This is a genomic window from Thermovirga lienii (genome assembly GCF_036847465.1).
GTDB classification, from domain to species: Bacteria; Synergistota; Synergistia; order Synergistales; family Thermovirgaceae; genus Thermovirga; species Thermovirga lienii.
The window spans coordinates 19,568-35,827 of the sequence record NZ_DAITZW010000002.1; the positions used below are offsets into that span (position 1 = coordinate 19,568).

General features: G+C 45.1%; 20 protein-coding genes. 1 reads left to right on the forward strand and 19 read right to left on the reverse strand.

Annotated features, from left to right (window positions below; genetic code table 11):
- The 16 genes from V7Z69_RS01265 to V7Z69_RS01340 form a co-directional block, all read right to left on the reverse strand.
- Positions 1 to 1,323 (reverse strand): dihydroorotase, encoded by a 1,323-nt coding sequence (locus V7Z69_RS01265; protein ID WP_014163246.1) that lies wholly within the window; start codon positions 1,321 to 1,323, stop codon positions 1 to 3.
- A complete protein-coding gene (locus V7Z69_RS01270) occupies positions 1,323 to 2,249 on the reverse strand; it encodes an aspartate carbamoyltransferase catalytic subunit (RefSeq protein WP_014163247.1) in 927 nt (308 codons plus the stop codon). The genes V7Z69_RS01265 and V7Z69_RS01270 overlap by 1 nt, the downstream gene beginning before the upstream one ends.
- A gap of 3 nt (positions 2,250 to 2,252) precedes the next feature.
- On the reverse strand, positions 2,253 to 2,795 hold the full coding sequence (pyrR, locus tag V7Z69_RS01275; protein WP_014163248.1) for a bifunctional pyr operon transcriptional regulator/uracil phosphoribosyltransferase PyrR: 543 nt from the start codon (positions 2,793 to 2,795) through the stop codon (positions 2,253 to 2,255).
- Entirely contained in the window at positions 2,792 to 2,914 is a 123-nt protein-coding gene (locus tag V7Z69_RS01280; protein ID WP_334138168.1) for a hypothetical protein, read from the reverse strand. The genes pyrR and V7Z69_RS01280 overlap by 4 nt, the downstream gene beginning before the upstream one ends.
- 52 nt (positions 2,915 to 2,966) lie before the next feature.
- Positions 2,967 to 3,650 carry a ribonuclease III gene (rnc, locus tag V7Z69_RS01285; protein WP_014163249.1) on the reverse strand — a complete coding sequence of 228 codons (684 nt, stop codon included), beginning with the start codon at positions 3,648 to 3,650 and terminating at the stop codon, positions 2,967 to 2,969.
- Positions 3,651 to 3,680: 30 nt separating this feature from the next.
- Positions 3,681 to 4,925 carry a beta-ketoacyl-ACP synthase II gene (gene fabF / locus V7Z69_RS01290; RefSeq protein ID WP_334138169.1) on the reverse strand — a complete coding sequence of 415 codons (1,245 nt, stop codon included), beginning with the start codon at positions 4,923 to 4,925 and terminating at the stop codon, positions 3,681 to 3,683.
- A gap of 86 nt (positions 4,926 to 5,011) precedes the next feature.
- A complete protein-coding gene (acpP, locus tag V7Z69_RS01295; RefSeq protein WP_334138170.1) occupies positions 5,012 to 5,263 on the reverse strand; it encodes an acyl carrier protein in 252 nt (83 codons plus the stop codon).
- Between the two features lie 30 nt (positions 5,264 to 5,293).
- Positions 5,294 to 6,040, reverse strand: coding sequence for a 3-oxoacyl-[acyl-carrier-protein] reductase (gene fabG, locus V7Z69_RS01300; protein WP_014163252.1), 747 nt, complete (start codon positions 6,038 to 6,040; stop codon positions 5,294 to 5,296).
- A gap of 2 nt (positions 6,041 to 6,042) precedes the next feature.
- Positions 6,043 to 6,990 (reverse strand): ACP S-malonyltransferase, encoded by a 948-nt coding sequence (gene fabD, locus V7Z69_RS01305; protein ID WP_014163253.1) that lies wholly within the window; start codon positions 6,988 to 6,990, stop codon positions 6,043 to 6,045.
- 18 nt (positions 6,991 to 7,008) lie between these two features.
- On the reverse strand, positions 7,009 to 7,959 hold the full coding sequence (gene fabK, locus V7Z69_RS01310) for an enoyl-[acyl-carrier-protein] reductase FabK (protein WP_014163254.1): 951 nt from the start codon (positions 7,957 to 7,959) through the stop codon (positions 7,009 to 7,011).
- A gap of 11 nt (positions 7,960 to 7,970) precedes the next feature.
- A complete protein-coding gene (locus V7Z69_RS01315) occupies positions 7,971 to 8,963 on the reverse strand; it encodes a beta-ketoacyl-ACP synthase III (RefSeq protein WP_014163255.1) in 993 nt (330 codons plus the stop codon).
- A 1-nt stretch (position 8,964) separates the two neighbouring features.
- Positions 8,965 to 9,963 (reverse strand): phosphate acyltransferase PlsX, encoded by a 999-nt coding sequence (gene plsX / locus V7Z69_RS01320; RefSeq protein ID WP_014163256.1) that lies wholly within the window; start codon positions 9,961 to 9,963, stop codon positions 8,965 to 8,967.
- Between the two features lie 2 nt (positions 9,964 to 9,965).
- Entirely contained in the window at positions 9,966 to 10,553 is a 588-nt protein-coding gene (fapR, locus tag V7Z69_RS01325; protein ID WP_052299927.1) for a transcription factor FapR, read from the reverse strand.
- A 155-nt stretch (positions 10,554 to 10,708) separates the two neighbouring features.
- Positions 10,709 to 10,915, reverse strand: coding sequence for a 50S ribosomal protein L32 (gene rpmF / locus V7Z69_RS01330; RefSeq protein ID WP_014163258.1), 207 nt, complete (start codon positions 10,913 to 10,915; stop codon positions 10,709 to 10,711).
- Between the two features lie 21 nt (positions 10,916 to 10,936).
- Complete coding sequence (locus V7Z69_RS01335) at positions 10,937 to 11,503, reverse strand: YceD family protein (protein WP_014163259.1); 567 nt, start codon at positions 11,501 to 11,503, stop codon at positions 10,937 to 10,939.
- A gap of 24 nt (positions 11,504 to 11,527) precedes the next feature.
- Entirely contained in the window at positions 11,528 to 12,721 is a 1,194-nt protein-coding gene (locus V7Z69_RS01340; RefSeq protein ID WP_014163260.1) for an acetate/propionate family kinase, read from the reverse strand.
- A gap of 90 nt (positions 12,722 to 12,811) precedes the next feature.
- Here V7Z69_RS01340 and V7Z69_RS01345 point away from each other — a divergent pair, with 90 nt between their 5' ends.
- Positions 12,812 to 14,023: a tRNA(Met) cytidine acetate ligase gene (locus V7Z69_RS01345; RefSeq protein WP_014163261.1), complete on the forward strand. Its 1,212-nt coding sequence runs from the start codon at positions 12,812 to 12,814 to the stop codon at positions 14,021 to 14,023.
- Here V7Z69_RS01345 and coaD read toward each other — a convergent pair.
- The 3 genes from coaD to trmB form a co-directional block, all read right to left on the reverse strand.
- Positions 14,007 to 14,510: a pantetheine-phosphate adenylyltransferase gene (gene coaD / locus V7Z69_RS01350; protein ID WP_014163262.1), complete on the reverse strand. Its 504-nt coding sequence runs from the start codon at positions 14,508 to 14,510 to the stop codon at positions 14,007 to 14,009. The two genes, V7Z69_RS01345 and coaD, sit on opposite strands and share 17 nt — an antisense overlap.
- Complete coding sequence (locus tag V7Z69_RS01355) at positions 14,507 to 15,031, reverse strand: RsmD family RNA methyltransferase (protein WP_014163263.1); 525 nt, start codon at positions 15,029 to 15,031, stop codon at positions 14,507 to 14,509. Before V7Z69_RS01355 ends, coaD begins: the two co-directional genes overlap by 4 nt.
- 93 nt (positions 15,032 to 15,124) lie before the next feature.
- The gene (trmB, locus tag V7Z69_RS01360) at positions 15,125 to 16,054 is read right to left on the reverse strand and encodes a tRNA (guanosine(46)-N7)-methyltransferase TrmB (protein WP_014163264.1); all 930 of its coding nucleotides are present in this window, start codon (positions 16,052 to 16,054) and stop codon (positions 15,125 to 15,127) included.
- Positions 16,055 to 16,260 lie beyond the last annotated feature (206 nt).

The window sequence follows — 16,260 nt, forward strand, 5'->3', positions numbered from 1 at the left end:
TCAATCCCCAGCTCCCATAAGCTCATTATCGCAAAACAAAACCTCTCCATCTCGCAAGGTCATCACAGGCCACCCCTTCAAAACACTCCCATTCCATGGCGTAAGACGGGCTTTGCTCTTCCATTTCTCAACTTCGACAACCTTTTCCTTATTTAGATCCAACACTGTTATATCTGCTGGGGCACCCTCTTTGATGGCGCCAAGATTTGACCACCTTTCTGGCAAAAGTCCAGCAGGTTTGCTCGTCCATAGGGTTAAAAGTTTCTCCAGCGGACAAATCTTTCGCTTCGACCATTCATTCAGGACCGCTGCAACTGAACATTCCAAAGAAGCGATCCCAAAAGGAGCTTCTTGGAAGGGTAGATCCTTTTCGTCCATGTGGTAGGGTGCATGATCCGTAGCTATTGCATCTACGACCCCCTCTGATATGGCCTGCCATAAGGCTTCTACGTCTTCACAACTTCTCAAAGGGGGATTTACCTTGTAAGTAGCGTCAAATCCACTTTTTACCACTGCCGTTTCATCCAAGGTAAGGTGATGAGGTGTAACATCACATGTAACCGGTAATCCTTTTTCTTTTGCCTTCTTTATCTCATCTATACCCGCCTTTGTGCTTACGTGCGTGAGATGGATAGCAGCTTTTGTCTCTTCCGCCAGAGCTATACACTTTTTGATGTCAATTGCCTCAGAAGAAGCAGGATTCCCTTTGAGACCTGATACTGAGGAACACAAACCGTAGTTGACTTGGCCTCCTTTGGAGAGATCACCATCCTCGGGATGCTCCATTATCCTGACGCCAAGGTGGGTAGAGTACAAAAGGGCTTTCTGAAGCAAACTGCTGTCCTTCACAGGAGAACCATCGTCAGTAAAGAATACCGCTCCTTCCTCCGCCATCTTGCCCATTTCTGCCATGACTTTTCCTTCCCTACCTTTACTCACTGCCCCAGCGGGCAAAACCCTTGCGCCACCGCTTGATTTGCCTTTTTCTATTACATATCTAATTAAGAATGGGTTATCAATGGGAGGATCGGTATTAGGCATAGCCACGACAGTGGTGTAACCGCCGTTGGCTGCTGCTTTCGAACCTGACGATATATCCTCTCTCCATTCCTGCCCAGGGTCTCTAAAATGTCCATGAAGGTCTATAAAGCCTGGACAAACAAGTAATCCCTCTAGATCAACAATCTTCACATCACCCTGCAGGGAAGGTTTTTCCTTTGATATCTTGCTTACAACACCGTTTTCTATCAAAATGAATTTTTCATCATCAAGCATCCTTTTCCCGTCGAACACCTTGCAATTGGCTAGCAAGATTCTTTTCATTACCTCGCACCTCCAAGACATAGATACAGTAGGGCCATCCTAACGGCTACGCCACTTCTCACCTGTTCAAGGATCACACTCTGTGGGCCATCTGCCACAGCGCTATCTATCTCCACCCTACGGTTTATGGGACCTGGATGCATGACCAGAGCATCCTTTTCAGCCAAAGCTATCAGTTCCTCGTCTGCTCCAAAAAGTTTGAAATATTCATCCAAAGAGGGGAACAGCCCTTCTTCCTGTCTTTCTCTCTGTATCCTCAAGAGATAGACCATATTGGCCCCTCTGACAGCCTCTTTTGGATCACTCAAATATTTAACCCCATAGTATTCTAGTTCGGGTGGCATAAGAGTCTTTGGTCCAGAAACCACCACATCACACCCCATTTTCTTAAATCCAATCATGTCGCTTCTGGCCACCCTACTGTGTACTATGTCGCCAACAATGGCTATCTTCATCCCTTCTAGCGAACTAAAATGCTTCGACGCAGTGTAGATGTCCAAAAGAGCCTGGGTAGGATGAGCATGAGCACCATCACCTGCGTTGAAAACAGACGCATGCTTAAGCTTCCTTTGCAGATATGATGCGGCACCTACAGCACCATGCCTTATGACTATGGCGTCTGCGCCCATGGATTCCAACGTCCACGCCGTGTCCCTTAGAGTCTCCCCCTTTGCTGTACTTGAACCTGAGGCGGACCAATTAACCACGTCTGCGCTGAGCATTTTCTCAGCCAATTCAAATGAAACTCTAGTCCTTGTAGAAGGCTCAAAAAACAAATTAACTATGAGTTTTCCTCTAAGAGCAGGAACTTTTTTAATAGGTCTGTCCAACAAATCCTCCATGTTTCTAGCTTGGTCTATTAGGTGAAGTATCTCTTCTTTCTCCCAACAATCAATGTCTATTAGATCTCTGTGTCTCCACTCCATAATTTATTCCCCCCGTTCGCAGATAACTACCTCATCTACACCGTCCAGCTCTTCCACCCGCACTTCCACTATCTCGTTCTTTGAGGTGGGAATATTTTTTCCTACGTAGTCGGGGTGTATCGGCAACTCCCTATGCCCTCTATCGATGAGGACACAAAGCTGAACAGATGCTGGCCTACCTAGGTCCATCAAGGCATCTAGTGCAGCGCGAACAGTTCTACCCGTGTATAAGACATCATCCACCAAAATAACGTTTTTCCCAGTTATATCCACTGGGATACCTGTACTATGAACCACAGGTTGATCATGTAAAAGCGAGAGGTCATCCCTATACAGAGTAATATCAAGGACTCCTGTTACAACCTTTTCCTGCTCTAATTCTGCAATATACTGCTTCAGTCTACTTGCAAGGTGGTTTCCCCTTCGCTGTATTCCTACCAGCAGGCTATTACTCATACCCTTGTTTTTCTCCAATATCTCTAACGCCAGCCTTTTCAGAACTCTCTCCATTTCCTCTTTGCTCATAATTTTCGCCTTTTCCTTCATTCAGCACACCTCCTGTAATAAAAAGCGGGAAACAGAACGCTAATAAGCGCTGTTTCCCGCTCTAAAATACTTTCCCTTATTGCAATGGCCATAATTGGTCTTTTGCCTGCAACCAGCATGGTAGACCCCCTCGCGATATTCACGAAGGAGATTCTACCAGAAAAACAATTTTTATGCAAGCGGTTGCATATTCTTTAAGGCATCTTCTGCCGCCTTCCTTTTGGCTTCCTTTATGCTTCTGCCCTGCCCTTGCCCAATTACTTCTCCGTTCAGTAATATCCTTACCCAGTGCAGAGGTCTATGAGGTGGCCCCTCCGTCTTTACAAGTTCGTAGATCATTTCACCTTTATCCAAGAGGACCTTCTTTAACTCTAAGTTGGCATCATATATTCTTTGCTCCAACTCTGTTTTTTTCTTTTCGCAGTATTGCCTAACGATTTTGTGAGCTGTCTCGTATCCACCATCTAGAAAATATGCGCCAATTAAGGCCTCCATGGCATCCGAAAGGACCGAATAATTGTTCCGCCCTCCCTCTTTCTCCAATCCCTTACCTATACACAAGAACTTATCTAATCCAATTTCCAAGGCCCATTCAGCCAAAGCTTTCTCGCAAACTAGGGCCGCTTTCTTGTGAGACATCTGTCCCTCATCGTCGGAGGGAAAAGTTTCATATAGAAAAGAGGACACCACCAATCCGATAACGGCATCTCCCAAAAATTCCAGCCGCTCATTAGATACATCAAGGCCCTTTTCGTTAGTGTAGGACATATGACATAGGGCCTCTTCGAAAAGGGCCCTATCTTTGAGTGGATATCCAAAAAACGACTCTATTTTTTTAAGATCATCGCTTCTCATCGTTTCTCTTTTCTTGAGTATCTCGACAAACTATCCTTTGTATCCCTCCACAGCCAAGACAGCGTTATGTCCACCGAAGCCAAAGCTGTTCACCAGTAGCTTGTCTACAGATTTCTCTAGAGGTGCACCGTGGGCCACCACATTAACAGCAGAACATGCAGGATCTATATTGACACAATTTACCGTAGGATGCACTATCCCCTCAACAATGGACTGAAGAGCCGCTATGAGTTCCAGGGCACCAGCAGCGCCAAGGCAGTGACCTATCATGGATTTCGTCGAATTGACCAAAATATTTTTGGCATGGTCACCAAAAGCGTTAACTATCGCCTGGGTCTCCATCTTATCGTTCAAAGGCGTGGAGGTACCATGAGCATTTATGAGCTCCACCTCTTCTTTCTTCCAACCTGCCATCTCTACCGCTTGAGACATGGCTCTTGCGGGGGTTATAGCCTCGGGATCCGGTGCCGTTATGTGGTAGGCATCGCAATTTGAACCGAAGCCCTTTACCTCAGCGTAAATCTTGGCTCCCCTCTTCAGTGCGTGCTCCAATTCTTCAAAGATAAGAATGCCAGCTCCCTCACCCATCACAAAACCGTCTCTGTCAATATCGAAAGGTCTAGATGCCCTAGCTGGGTCATCATTTCTAGTGGAGAGGGCTTTCATTGCACTGAATCCTGCCACTGCTATAGGGGTTATTGCTGCCTCGGAGCCGCCTGCCATGATAATATCAGCTTCGCCCCTTCTGATAGCATGGAAGGCCTCGCCCATTGTATGAGTCGCAGTAGCACAAGCTGTTACTACACATATATTTGGCCCCTTGGCTTTATATCGCATTGCCACATAAGCAGCAGGCATATTACTCAACATCATGGGTACGCAGAAGGGACTAACTCGCGAGGGTCCCTTTTGCAACAGAACCTTTATTCCTTCGTAATTAGTCGATATACCACCTTCGCCACTACCTATATAAACACCAACCCTATAGGGATCCTCTTGCGAAAAGTCTAAAGAAGCATCCTGCACAGCCAAATCTGCTGCAGCTACGGCAAACTGAATCACCCTATCCGCACGCCGAGCTTCTTTACGATCCATCCAATCTTCGGGCTTAAAATCTTTTACTTCCGCAGCTATTCGAACATCATAATCAGAAGGATCAAATAGGGTAATCTCTCCTACTCCATTGCGCCCCTCCTTAAGGGCATCCCAATAGTTTCTCACACCTGTAGCTATAGGGCTTACCACACCTACGCCAGTGATCACGACTCTCTTCACGCCGATTCACTCCTTTATCTTCCCGGGAGCTCAACTCCCAGGTAAGGCACAGGGATATTCCCTGTGCCTTTTATTATTTGAGGATACTACTCATCTACACCTAGTTTGTTTTTAATGTATTCCATTGCATCGCCAACGGTCGTAAGCTTTTCAGCATCCTCATCGGGTATTTCTATATCAAACTCCTCTTCGATTCCCATTATCAACTCGACGATGTCAAGAGAATCTGCACCGAGATCCTCCACAAAGGATGCTTCGGGTTTTATTTGATCCTCTTCGACATCCAACCTGTCCATAACAATTTCCTTCAAACGAGCTGTGATCTCTTCCATTCTCATTTCCTCTTCACCTCCTTCCAAAGAACTTATCTATGCCATAGTCATTCCACCATCGACTGCTATAACTTGACCGGTGATGTAAGAAGCTCCATCGCTACACAAAAAGCGAACCAGGTTCGCCACATCCTCAGGCGTTCCAAATCTTCCTGCTGGTATTTGCGCCATCATACCATTCTTTATATCCTCTGGCAGCACTGCAGTCATATCCGTCTCTATAAATCCGGGGGCAATAGCGTTAACAGTTATCCCCCTGCTAGCTAACTCTCTTGCCGAACTTTTCGTGAAACCAATTATCCCAGCCTTGGCAGCAGCATAGTTAGCTTGTCCCTTGTTACCTATCAAGCCAATAACAGATGAAATGTTGACTATCCTGCCCCATTTAGCTTTGATCATTGGCCTGAGAGCCCGTCTTGTCGCGAAGAAAACCGAATAAAGATCCGCCTTTATAACGTCATCCCATTCCTCGTCCTTCATTCGCATGAGCAAATTATCTTTTGTTATGCCCGCGTTATTAACTAGGACCTGAACTGTTCCCAGGTTTTTTTCGATGTTCGAAAACATCTCATCGACATCACCTTGGTCAGAGACATCGGCTTTCACAGCCAAAGCCTCCACTCCTTTTTCCTTCAAAAGATCCACAACCTCTTCAGCGTATTTGCTGCTACTTCTATAATTGACTGCCACCTTGAAACCTTCTTCACCCAGAGCCAAAGCAATGGCTCTCCCTATACCTCTGCTCGCTCCAGTTACCAATGCTACTTTCTTTTGTTCTTTCATGATTATTCCTCCAAGGAAATAAATTCCTTTAATGTCTCCACTTCCTTCGGGCTGCTAACGGCAATAGTCTTTGCGCCTTTCAGGGTTCTTTTTACTAGGCCGCTTAAAACAGCTCCAGCCCCAATCTCAACGAAAGCAGTGATACCCATTTCTGCCATCTTTTCCACAGAAACGCTCCATAAGACCGGCATGTAGGTTTGATGATATAGGGAATTTTGTATTTCCTCTACGTCATGTTCAATTTCCCCAGACACATTTGCTATTAGAGGCCATCTGGGAGTAGACCATTCGTATTTTTCAAATTCTTTCTTTAATTTTTCCGCCACGGGTTTCATGAGAGAACAATGAAAAGGAGCGCTCACCTTTAGGGGAACTGCCCGTCTGGCCCCTTTCTCTTTAGCTATCTCCACCGCCTTATCAACAGCTTCTTTCTCACCAGATATGACAATCTGTCCTGGGGCATTGTAATTAGCTGGCTCACATACTCCAAAAGAAGAGGCTTCCTCGCAAATATTGCTTATCACTTCCTTATCTAAGCCCAGTATGGCTGCCATGGCACCTCTGCCCAATGGCACAGCATCCTGCATCAGCTTACCTCTAACATGAACTAATTTTACGCCGTCTTCTAATGACAAGGTACCTGCCGCTACAAGTGCAGTATATTCCCCTAGACTGTGTCCGGCAACGCACTTAGGCTCAAACTCAAAGCCCAATTCTCGCCTCATGGTTTCAAATATAGCTATGCTAACGGTCATTATTGCCGGCTGAGCGTTCTCGGTCTTCTTTAACTCCTCCTCAGGTCCCTCTAGTATTATTTCACTAAGCTTATATCCCAAAGCGTCGTCTGCTATCTCGAATATTTCTCTAGCGACAGCAAAATTATCCAAGAATTCCCTACCCATCCCTACTTCTTGAGAACCTTGTCCTGGAAAAATGAGACTATACGCCATACCAATTCACCTCTATTTTTACTCAAAAAGACTATCTTTAACGTGGCTCAGGACCGCTTCAGCACCACTCAATAGCTCTTCTATTATCTCTTTGGCCGTCTTAATTTCGCTAACCAGCGCTGCGGACTGACCCGCCATAACGGAACCCCACTCCGTGTCACCTTCCACTACTGCGGCCCTCAATCGCCCTGCTCCTAGCTTTTCCAATTCTTCTATCGAAGCGTTTATCCTTTCCATTTCCTCGAATCGCTTCGTCAATTTGTTGCGAATGCATCTGACTGGATGTCCAGTAGGTCTACCAGTCACAACAGTATCCCTATCCTTCGCACTTAAGATCTCCTTCTTATAGTTTTCGTGCGCATTGGATTCTGCACATGCTGCAAAACGGGTCCCTATCTGGACTCCTTCTGCTCCTAACGCGAAGGCAGCCACGAACCCCCGGGAATCTGCAATTCCACCTGCAGCTATGACTGGTATTTTCACAGAATCTGCGATCACAGGAACCAGAACCATCGTAGTAATATCCCCTATATGCCCGCCGGCCTCCATACCCTCAGCTATAACAGCATCTGCACCCTGGCGCTCCACCCTTCTTGCGTGAGCTGAGGAGGCGATCACAGGTATCACTTTTATGCCCAAAGGTTTAAGTCGATCTATTACCTTGCCAGGGCTCCCGGCCCCAGTAGTAACTACAGGCACCTTATTCTCAGCAACGACCTCTATAGCATCGTCAGCCGTAGAAGACATGAGCATTATGTTTACTCCAAAGGGCTTATCGGTTTTCTCTCTTACCTTTTTTATCTCTTTATCCAACAATTCCGGAGGCATATTACCTGCAGCTATTACTCCAAGTCCTCCGGCGTTGCTCACTGCAGCTGCCAAATCAGCATCGGCTACCCACGCCATTCCTCCTTGAACTATCGGGTATTTGGTGCCTAGAATTTTTACAACTCGATTTTTTTCGAACATTGTCAACCACCTCACAGGCTGAAGATCACCGCTCCGTACGTCATTCCAGCTCCAAAACTCGTCATGAGGATTGTATCACCTTTCTTGATCCGCCCATCCTTAAGGGCATCATGAAAGGCAATAAAAACTGACGCAGCAGAGGTGTTGCCATATTTATCCAGATTGATAATGGCTTTCTCATGGGGCTGCTTTGACCTCCTCAAAACCCCCTCTATTATTCTCATATTCGCTTGATGGAAAATCCACCAATCTATATCCTCTGGCGTAAGGTTTGCTTTATCACAAACTTCATCTAGAAAAGAAGGCAAGACTCTATTTACGAACTTAAACACTTCGTTTCCCTTCATCTGGACAAAATGTTCTCTGTTATCTACGGTTTCATGGGATGCCGGCTTCTCAACTAATCCACCTGGCAGCTTGATCAAGTCGGCCTTGCTCCCGTCGGCTCTAAGCTCCGAGGCCAACAGACAACCGCCTCCCTCGCCGCCGGATACTACCACCGCACCAGCACCGTCACCGAAAAGAACGCAAGTATTGCGGTCAGTCCAGTCTATAAGTTTCGAAAGAACCTCTGCTCCGATCACCAAAACGTTCTTCCACATACCACTACCAACCCCGGCAAAGGCCATGCTCAATGCATAAACACACCCTGTACAGCCAGACTGGACATCACAGGCCCCAGCATGCCTCGCGCCCAAAAGAGCTTGGACCTTGGGAGCAACTCCAGGAAAAAGAGTATCAGGAGAATTGGTGGCCACAATTATCATATCTATCTCCTCAGCGCTTATTCCTGCGTCTTTTATTGCTTCAAGAGCAGCTTTGTAAGCTAAATCGCTGGTCAGCTCGCCTTCAGAGATCCTTCTCTCTTTTATGCCTGTTCTGGTAGTAATCCATTCATCCGTGGTATCAACAATCTTTTCCAGTTCCAAGTTTGTTAAGACCTTGCTTGGGACATATTTGCCGGTCCCCAAAATTTTAATAGGCATCTTCAAAGCGCTTGACAATTTATATACCCCCTTCAGAGAGCTCCTCCACTATCTTCTCCACGCCCTTCTTGATCACGAAGTTTCTTGCCACACCAATGGCACTTTTCACAGCTTCGGACTTAGAGCGACCGTGGGCCTTTATGACTGCACCGTTCACGCCAAGTAGTGGAGTGCCTCCAGTTCTCTCATAATTAAATCTAACCCATAAATCCTTCAACATAGGTATCATAAAAGTCATTCCTACTTTAGACCAAAACCGTTTCTCAAGCTCCTCTTTAAAGAGAGAGTAAATAGCGCTCCCTGTTCCCTCTATGAACTTGAGAAGAACATTACCTGTAAATCCCTCACAAACAACCACGTCGGCATTACCAATGGGGATATCGTGCCCCTCCACGTTACCGACGAAATTTACAGGCGCATTTTTGATCAATTTGCGTGCTTCCTGTATCAGTTCGTCCCCTTTAATTTCCTCTTCTCCGTTAGACAAAAGAGCAACAGAAGGTTCTGCAACCCCTTGAATGGTCCTCATGTACACATCACCCATCAAGGCGAACTGGTAAAGGTTTATTGGTTTACACCTTACGGTGGCCCCTACATCTATAAGCATTGTGACCCTATTCAAGGCAGGTAACGGAACGCCCAATCCTGGCCTGTCGATGCCCTTGATGCGCCCTACTATCAAAACACCTCCTGCCACTATGGCCCCTGTATTGCCAGCAGACACACAACCGCAGGCTTCTTTTGATTTGACCATTTGCATCGCCACATGGAGGCTGGAGTTTTTCCGTTTCCTTATTGACAGGGCAGGGGCCTCATCCATACCGATCACTTCTTCAGCAGGAATTATATGGAGCTTTCTCCCCACAAGCCCTGAATTATCTACATGAGGCAGTATGGCCTCTGGAATCCCAACCAATGCCAACTCCAAATCTTCATATTCGCTACAAGCTTTTATAGCTCCTTTGCATATTTCTTCAGGAGCATGGTCTCCTCCCATCGCGTCTACCGCTATCAACACCTCTACCCGCTCCTTCTCTCAGACGTCAAATCCGATCTATTACCATCCTTGCTTACCACCGTTATAAACCGCCCCACAAATATCTCCCTTTCTCCAACCCTTGTTCGCACACTAACGATATATTTATTTCCCTTTTTAGTCCCCACTTTGGCTCGCGCGACCAATCTCTCACCTACTCGTGCAGGTTGCTTGTATTTAATTCGAGCAGCACCTGTGAAGACCATGTTTTCATCTATAGCTGCTATGGCTAAAGAAGTGGCCTGCGCATAGATATAATGATCTGAAACCCACTCAGTATGCCTGAAGGCCATTTCATTGGTCGTCACCAAGGTAGATACTGCAAAATTATTGGGCTCCAGCTCAACAAGATCACCAATCACTTCTTCTTCCCTCAAGGACTTGAGCTTGGATACAGCGTTTTGGGCCATCATCTTGATTCTTTCTCTTACTTCAGGGATTCCAAGCAAAGCCCTGTCAAGCCTTATAGTACTTATACTAACTCCCAAAAGCTTGGCCAACTCTTCATCTGTAAGCATGGGGTCCGCCTTTAATTCGGCTTTTATCCTCTCATGTCTTGCTTCTCTGCTCATCCGCTTATGTTTTTTCCCCATAACTTCATTCCCCGTTTGTTAATACCAGGTTTTATTACCTGCTGTTATTACGAGGTGAGTATAACTTAAGGTCCAATTTTGGTCAATAGCAGAGGAGGGGCCACAAGGCCCCTCCTCTGCTATTTATTCGTGATTTACTCGCCAGTTTCTTCGCTTTCTTCTTTTACCTTCGCGACCTTACGTCCCTTGTAATATCCACATTCTGGACATGCTCTATGGGTCTGGACCACCTCTCCACACTGAGCACACACTCCTACTGCCGGAGCTTTCAAAGCACCAAGCCATTGAGCCTTCCTTTTATGGGTTCTTGCATGTGAAGTTTTCCTTTTAGGTACGGCCATGTTCTTCCCCCCTTCCCTGAATTATTCTTCTATCTCTTTCCACAATCTTGAAAGAGGAGACAGCCTAGGGTCAACTTGGTTTTTAAAGCAATCGCAGCGTCCATAATTCAAGTTCTTCCCACAGTAGGGGCACAAGCCTTTACACTCTTCCTTACAGAGGACCTTCTCCGGCAGAGCCATTATGACGCATTCCCACACTTGATCCCCCAAATCCAGTAGCCCCAAATCTCCTTCTAGAACAACCACATGATCATCCGCTTCAGCGGCAATCTTCTCCTCTTTCGAGTCACACGGAGTATAAAAATACCTGAAATTCTGCTCCAAATCAAGTACCACAGTTTCTAAACATCTAGAACATGGAGCTTTACACCGGGCTGAGATTCTCACATCGGCGATAATCTGGTTCCTGTCCCGCTGAATTTCAGCAAAAACTTCGATATCCCCTAGAAACTCGAAATCTATGCCGTCGTATATTATCGTTCCTTCAAAGAGCGCTCGCCAATCAAAGTTATACAACTTCCCGTTTTCAAGCTGTGCCGAGTGAACCACAAAGCTCCAGTCTTTAGGCTTTTCCTCGATAATGGACAATATGTTCCCCCTCTTTATGAACCTTTATTTTGTGAGCTCCAAAGTGTCCTTGGCTATCACAAGCTCTTCATTAGTGGGGACCACCATAGCCACGACCTTGGAATCTTCCGTAGAAATTATTACTTCCTTACCTCTTGACTTGTTCTTCTCGTAATCGACCTTGATCCCAAGGAAGCTTAATTCCTCCAGGACTTTCTCCCTTACTAAAGAACTATTCTCACCTATTCCTGCAGTGAAGACTATGGCGTCCAATCCGTTCATCGCGGCAGCATAGGCCCCTATATGCTTCCTGATGCCATAGCAAAGCATGTCCAAAGCCAACTTGGCCCTTTCGTTTCCACCCTCTGCGGCTTCTTCTACATCCCTCATATCGCTACTGATGCCGGAGATCCCCAGTATACCGCTCTCTTTGTGGAGAATATGACTCATAAGCTTTGTGTCCAAATTTTCTTTCTCCATCAAGTACAAGACAACGGTGGGATCAATTTCGCCACAACGAGTCCCCATTATAACTCCAGGAACCGTACCAAACCCCAAACTTGTATCTACTGACTTACCACCATCTACGGCGGTTATGGAGCTGCCGTTACCGAGATGGCATGTGACTATCTTGAGGTCTTCCACAGGTTTTCCAAGAATTTCTGCCGCACGGTAGGCTACATAGTAATGGCTTGTTCCATGAAAACCGTACCTTCTGGTCTTATACTCCTCATAATAATGGTATGGAACCCCGTACATATAAGCATGTTTTGGCATCGTTTGATGAAAGGCCGTATCAAAAACTGCAACCTGAGGAGTTTCGGGTAATAGTTCCATCATGGCTTTTATGCCCATTAAATTAGCAGGGTTGTGCAGCGGTGCCAGTGGAACGCACTCTTCTATGGCTTCTAGCACTTCCTTGTTAACCACAACCGAGCTCGAAAATTTCTCTCCTCCGTGAACAACACGATGACCTACGGCATGCAATTCATCGAGACTACCAAGAGCCCCATGATCTTTGTCTAAAAGGGCATCTAACGTCGCCTTTATGCCCACTTTGTGATCTGGTATAGGCATATTTTTGATAACCGTGTCCTGACCAGTCTTGGTGTGCTTTATTCTAGAACCTTCAATACCTATCCTCTCTACAAGTCCTTTAGCCAAAACCGACTCATCAGTCATATCAAAAAGTTGATACTTGAGCGAAGAACTACCACAATTAATAACAAGAACCTTCATGATACCATCCTCCTTAAAAAATAAGTGCTAATATAGTATAAACTTTAGATTGCTCCTGCAGCCGCTCCAACAAGTAGAAAGGAGTAACTCATGGATAATAACACTATTTTGGGCATAATAGCAGAATACAACCCTCTTCATAATGGTCATTTATACCATATTCAAGAAGCCATGCGCCAATCTTCTGCAAACGCATTAATAATAGCTCTTTCCTCCCATTTTGTACAAAGGGGAGAACCTTCTTTTATAGATAAATGGAGTCGGGCTGAGGCTGCTTTGAAGGCAGGAGCAGATCTTGTCATAGAGATTCCATCTGCTTTCTCCTGCCAAAATGCCGGCATATTTGCATCTTCAGGCGTGGACGTTCTGTGGAAAACAGGCTTGGTCACCCACATATCCTTCGGCATGGAAGATCCTCAAATTGACTTGAGAAAGCTAGCAGAAATTTTATTAGAAGAACCGCAACCTTTCAAAGTTGCCCTCCGGAAGAAATTAAATGAAGGATTTTCCTTCGTGGAATCCATGGCAGAAGCCTTCGAAAAAACCTTACCAGGCTCCTACCATGCCGTAAGAAACCCAAACAATATATTGGCCCTAAACTATATGAAGCACATTTTAGAAAAGAAATATCCTTTGGTGGTCTTGCCCATACAGAGAAAAGGAGAACATTATCACAGTAGAAAAACAACGCCACTCGCAAGCGCATCTGCAATAAGGGCTTCCCTATATAGAGGGGAAAAACATATATTGAAAATGCTTCCCAACTTTAGCTCGGACATAATATCCAGAGAACTAGAAAAAGGTAGATGCTTCAATACCTACGAACACTACTGGAGAATTCTGCGAGCTGTAATTGTAAGAACCTCACCAAAAGAATTGCTAGATTTTTCAGACATATCAGAGGGAGCAGAAAACCTTATATATCAAGCCGCCAGACAGGCAAGAAGCTTTGAGGGAATGGTACAAATATGCACCAGCAAAAGGTATCCCAAAAGTAGGATACAAAGACAGCTGGCCCATGTACTTCTAGGGTTCAAACGAGAAGAATACATGAAAACACAAAAGAATGGTGTACCCTATCTTCGAGTCCTTGGGATGAATGAGAAAGGCAAGGCTCTACTGCGTAAAATGCGCCACACAGCCACCTTGCCCGTAGTCTTTAGGCCAAGACATTTCGAGGACGACTATTCCAAATTCGTAGCAGACTTCGAGCACACATCTTCCGAACTATGGGAGACCTGCATCCCCAAACAAGGAAACCTCAAAGAAAAAGACTGCCCTCCCGTCATACTCCCTGAATGACATCCTTCGGGGGGAATCTCTCTCTTAACCGTCTAAACACTCCAGGGGGAACCATATCCTTTATGGAGCCCCCAAAGTGAAATACCTCTTTTACCACCCTGCTCGATAAATAAGAATATTTCGCGTCCGTTACTATAAAGAACGTCTCTATTTCGGGAGCAAGCTGCCTGTTCATCAGGGCTAGCTGAAACTCATACTCAAAATCTGAGAGTGCCCTGAGCCCTCTAATAATTACGCGGCTCCTTTCCGCTCTCATAAAATCTACAAGCAAACCATCGAATGATTTTACCTTGACGTTGGGTAAATGGCTCAATGCCTCTCGAGTCATAGACTCTCTTTCTTCTATGCTGAACGTATACTTTTTGTTTTTATTTATCAATACCCCTACGACCAATTCATCAAAAATTGCTGCCGCCCTTTCGGCAATGTAAATATGGCCGTTCGTTATGGGATCAAAAGATCCCGGATACATAGCCTTGATGGTCATTGGCCCATCACCCCGTTCTTTCTGTAAAAAGATATACAAGTCTCCCCATACTGTCTCGTGCTTGCCAAAGCAAGGTACTGGTTTGATGGAGGAATATCCTCTCTACAAGAATGCTCTAGCACTAAAACTCCTTCACTTTTTAACAGCTTGCTCAGAAGGAAAGCTAGCTCCCCAACTAAGAGCTTTGGCCAGCCCTTACCATACGGGGGGTCAGCGAAAATAATGTCGAATACCTCACCTTCCTTAGCAAGCTTTTGAAGGGCTCTTCTAACGTCCATACCAATGATATCAACATTCAAGTTTCTTTGGGTATGCAAATCTTCTCTGAGTTTCCTTAAAGCAAATTTGTGATTTTCAACTAAACAGACTCTCTCTGCTCCACGCCTAAGGGCCTCCTTGGAGACACGTCCAGTACCTGCAAACAAATCCAGAAAAGCAGCGCCCCAAACAGAGGAGCCCATTATATTGAACATTCCCTGTATAACCTTTTCAGATGTTGGCCTTACATTCATATTCTTCATAATACGCGCCCAAAGTTCTCTTCAGTCATTTTCTTCCAACTAAACATATCAAACCTGATTCCGTGTCCAATCTCTTTAGACCATTTTCAACGATTAGCCACCATTTTCCTCCAAGAACCTGCGAAGATGCTCCAAAGCACCTTTTACCGCTGGAGTTGCAAAAGCTTTAACCGCTGGATCGACCTTTATGAGCCAATCCTCTTTTCTCGGTACGAGCCGAAAGTAAATTTGCTGGTGAAAATCCTCGTCACTTACAACAACCTCCAGCAAAAGGATACGATTCTCGCTTTCATAACAATCACCGAAGCACCACCGAGAAGCATCTCTAGCTCCTTTTACTCCCCTTATTTTATCGAAACTCTCTCGAGTAAGATTATCCAGCTTGACTATGGCGTGCACATCATTACCCTCCTCTGTCATTCTAATTAACGTGTCTTTTTTAGTTTTCACAAAACGCAACGTATGTATAACCTTACCTTCTTCCTTCCACTTTCTCTCATATTTGGTAGATATTTCTCTCGGTTCATTCAAATTATGACACAAACAGTCAAAAGTACTGTAGTTAGAAAAGATATCCTCAATCTCTAAGGCATAGTTTTCATCGTCGGTCACGACCTCAAAAACTCCACCCGTCTTTAAAACTGATGCTAAAACCTTTGGAAAACCTCCAGACGTAACCCTTCTTTTTTCATGTTTTGTCTTAGGCCACGGGCACGGAAAATTCATATATATATGATCTATGCTTTCGTCGGGGAAACACTCCCTCAACAAAAACTTGGCATCCCCTAACATCAAAAAGACTCTTTGTTCATAACCAACCAGTCTTTTTGACGCTTTCTGTATGCATTTCTTGGAAACCTCTATACCAAAACATACAGAGTCCTGATATTTTTTTGCCAGAAAAGCCAAAAACTCGCCGTTGCCGAAACCAATTTCCACTATTGTTTTCTTGGCTTGATTATTTTCCAATATATTTGGAACATCACAATACGGATCTAAAAGAACAAAGTTACCTAACAACATAAATACACTTCCTCCCTTACTCATTCCGCTTTGGTTTCCCCGAGGCGCACCGAATAAGACCCGCCATAAATAACTTGACTAATACAGCTTTCTCCATACAATATACATTATAGCGAATCAGAAGTTTCATTCTTGTATACATCATTGCATGCACTTAAACTACGAAGGAGTTCATTGCATTCTCTGCCACATTATACATGCTAGGG

What these genes read in the sequence shown, in the direction of transcription:
- fapR (WP_052299927.1), bottom strand. Translation starts at nt 10,553, where the DNA reads ATGAGCAGAGAAGCAAGACATGAGAGGATAAAAGCCGAATTAAAGGCG.
- fabK (WP_014163254.1), bottom strand. Translation starts at nt 7,959, where the DNA reads ATGTTCGAAAAAAATCGAGTTGTAAAAATTCTAGGCACCAAATACCCG.
- trmB (WP_014163264.1), bottom strand. Translation starts at nt 16,054, where the DNA reads ATGTTGTTAGGTAACTTTGTTCTTTTAGATCCGTATTGTGATGTTCCA.
- rpmF (WP_014163258.1), bottom strand. Translation starts at nt 10,915, where the DNA reads ATGGCCGTACCTAAAAGGAAAACTTCACATGCAAGAACCCATAAAAGG.
- V7Z69_RS01345 (WP_014163261.1), top strand. Translation starts at nt 12,812, where the DNA reads ATGGATAATAACACTATTTTGGGCATAATAGCAGAATACAACCCTCTT.
- fabD (WP_014163253.1), bottom strand. Translation starts at nt 6,990, where the DNA reads ATGGCGTATAGTCTCATTTTTCCAGGACAAGGTTCTCAAGAAGTAGGG.
- fabG (WP_014163252.1), bottom strand. Translation starts at nt 6,040, where the DNA reads ATGAAAGAACAAAAGAAAGTAGCATTGGTAACTGGAGCGAGCAGAGGT.
- V7Z69_RS01340 (WP_014163260.1), bottom strand. Translation starts at nt 12,721, where the DNA reads ATGAAGGTTCTTGTTATTAATTGTGGTAGTTCTTCGCTCAAGTATCAA.
- V7Z69_RS01265 (WP_014163246.1), bottom strand. Translation starts at nt 1,323, where the DNA reads ATGAAAAGAATCTTGCTAGCCAATTGCAAGGTGTTCGACGGGAAAAGG.
- rnc (WP_014163249.1), bottom strand. Translation starts at nt 3,650, where the DNA reads ATGAGAAGCGATGATCTTAAAAAAATAGAGTCGTTTTTTGGATATCCA.
- V7Z69_RS01355 (WP_014163263.1), bottom strand. Translation starts at nt 15,031, where the DNA reads ATGAAGAATATGAATGTAAGGCCAACATCTGAAAAGGTTATACAGGGA.
- coaD (WP_014163262.1), bottom strand. Translation starts at nt 14,510, where the DNA reads ATGACCATCAAGGCTATGTATCCGGGATCTTTTGATCCCATAACGAAC.
- V7Z69_RS01270 (WP_014163247.1), bottom strand. Translation starts at nt 2,249, where the DNA reads ATGGAGTGGAGACACAGAGATCTAATAGACATTGATTGTTGGGAGAAA.
- pyrR (WP_014163248.1), bottom strand. Translation starts at nt 2,795, where the DNA reads ATGAAGGAAAAGGCGAAAATTATGAGCAAAGAGGAAATGGAGAGAGTT.
- acpP (WP_334138170.1), bottom strand. Translation starts at nt 5,263, where the DNA reads ATGAGAATGGAAGAGATCACAGCTCGTTTGAAGGAAATTGTTATGGAC.
- V7Z69_RS01280 (WP_334138168.1), bottom strand. Translation starts at nt 2,914, where the DNA reads ATGCTGGTTGCAGGCAAAAGACCAATTATGGCCATTGCAATAAGGGAA.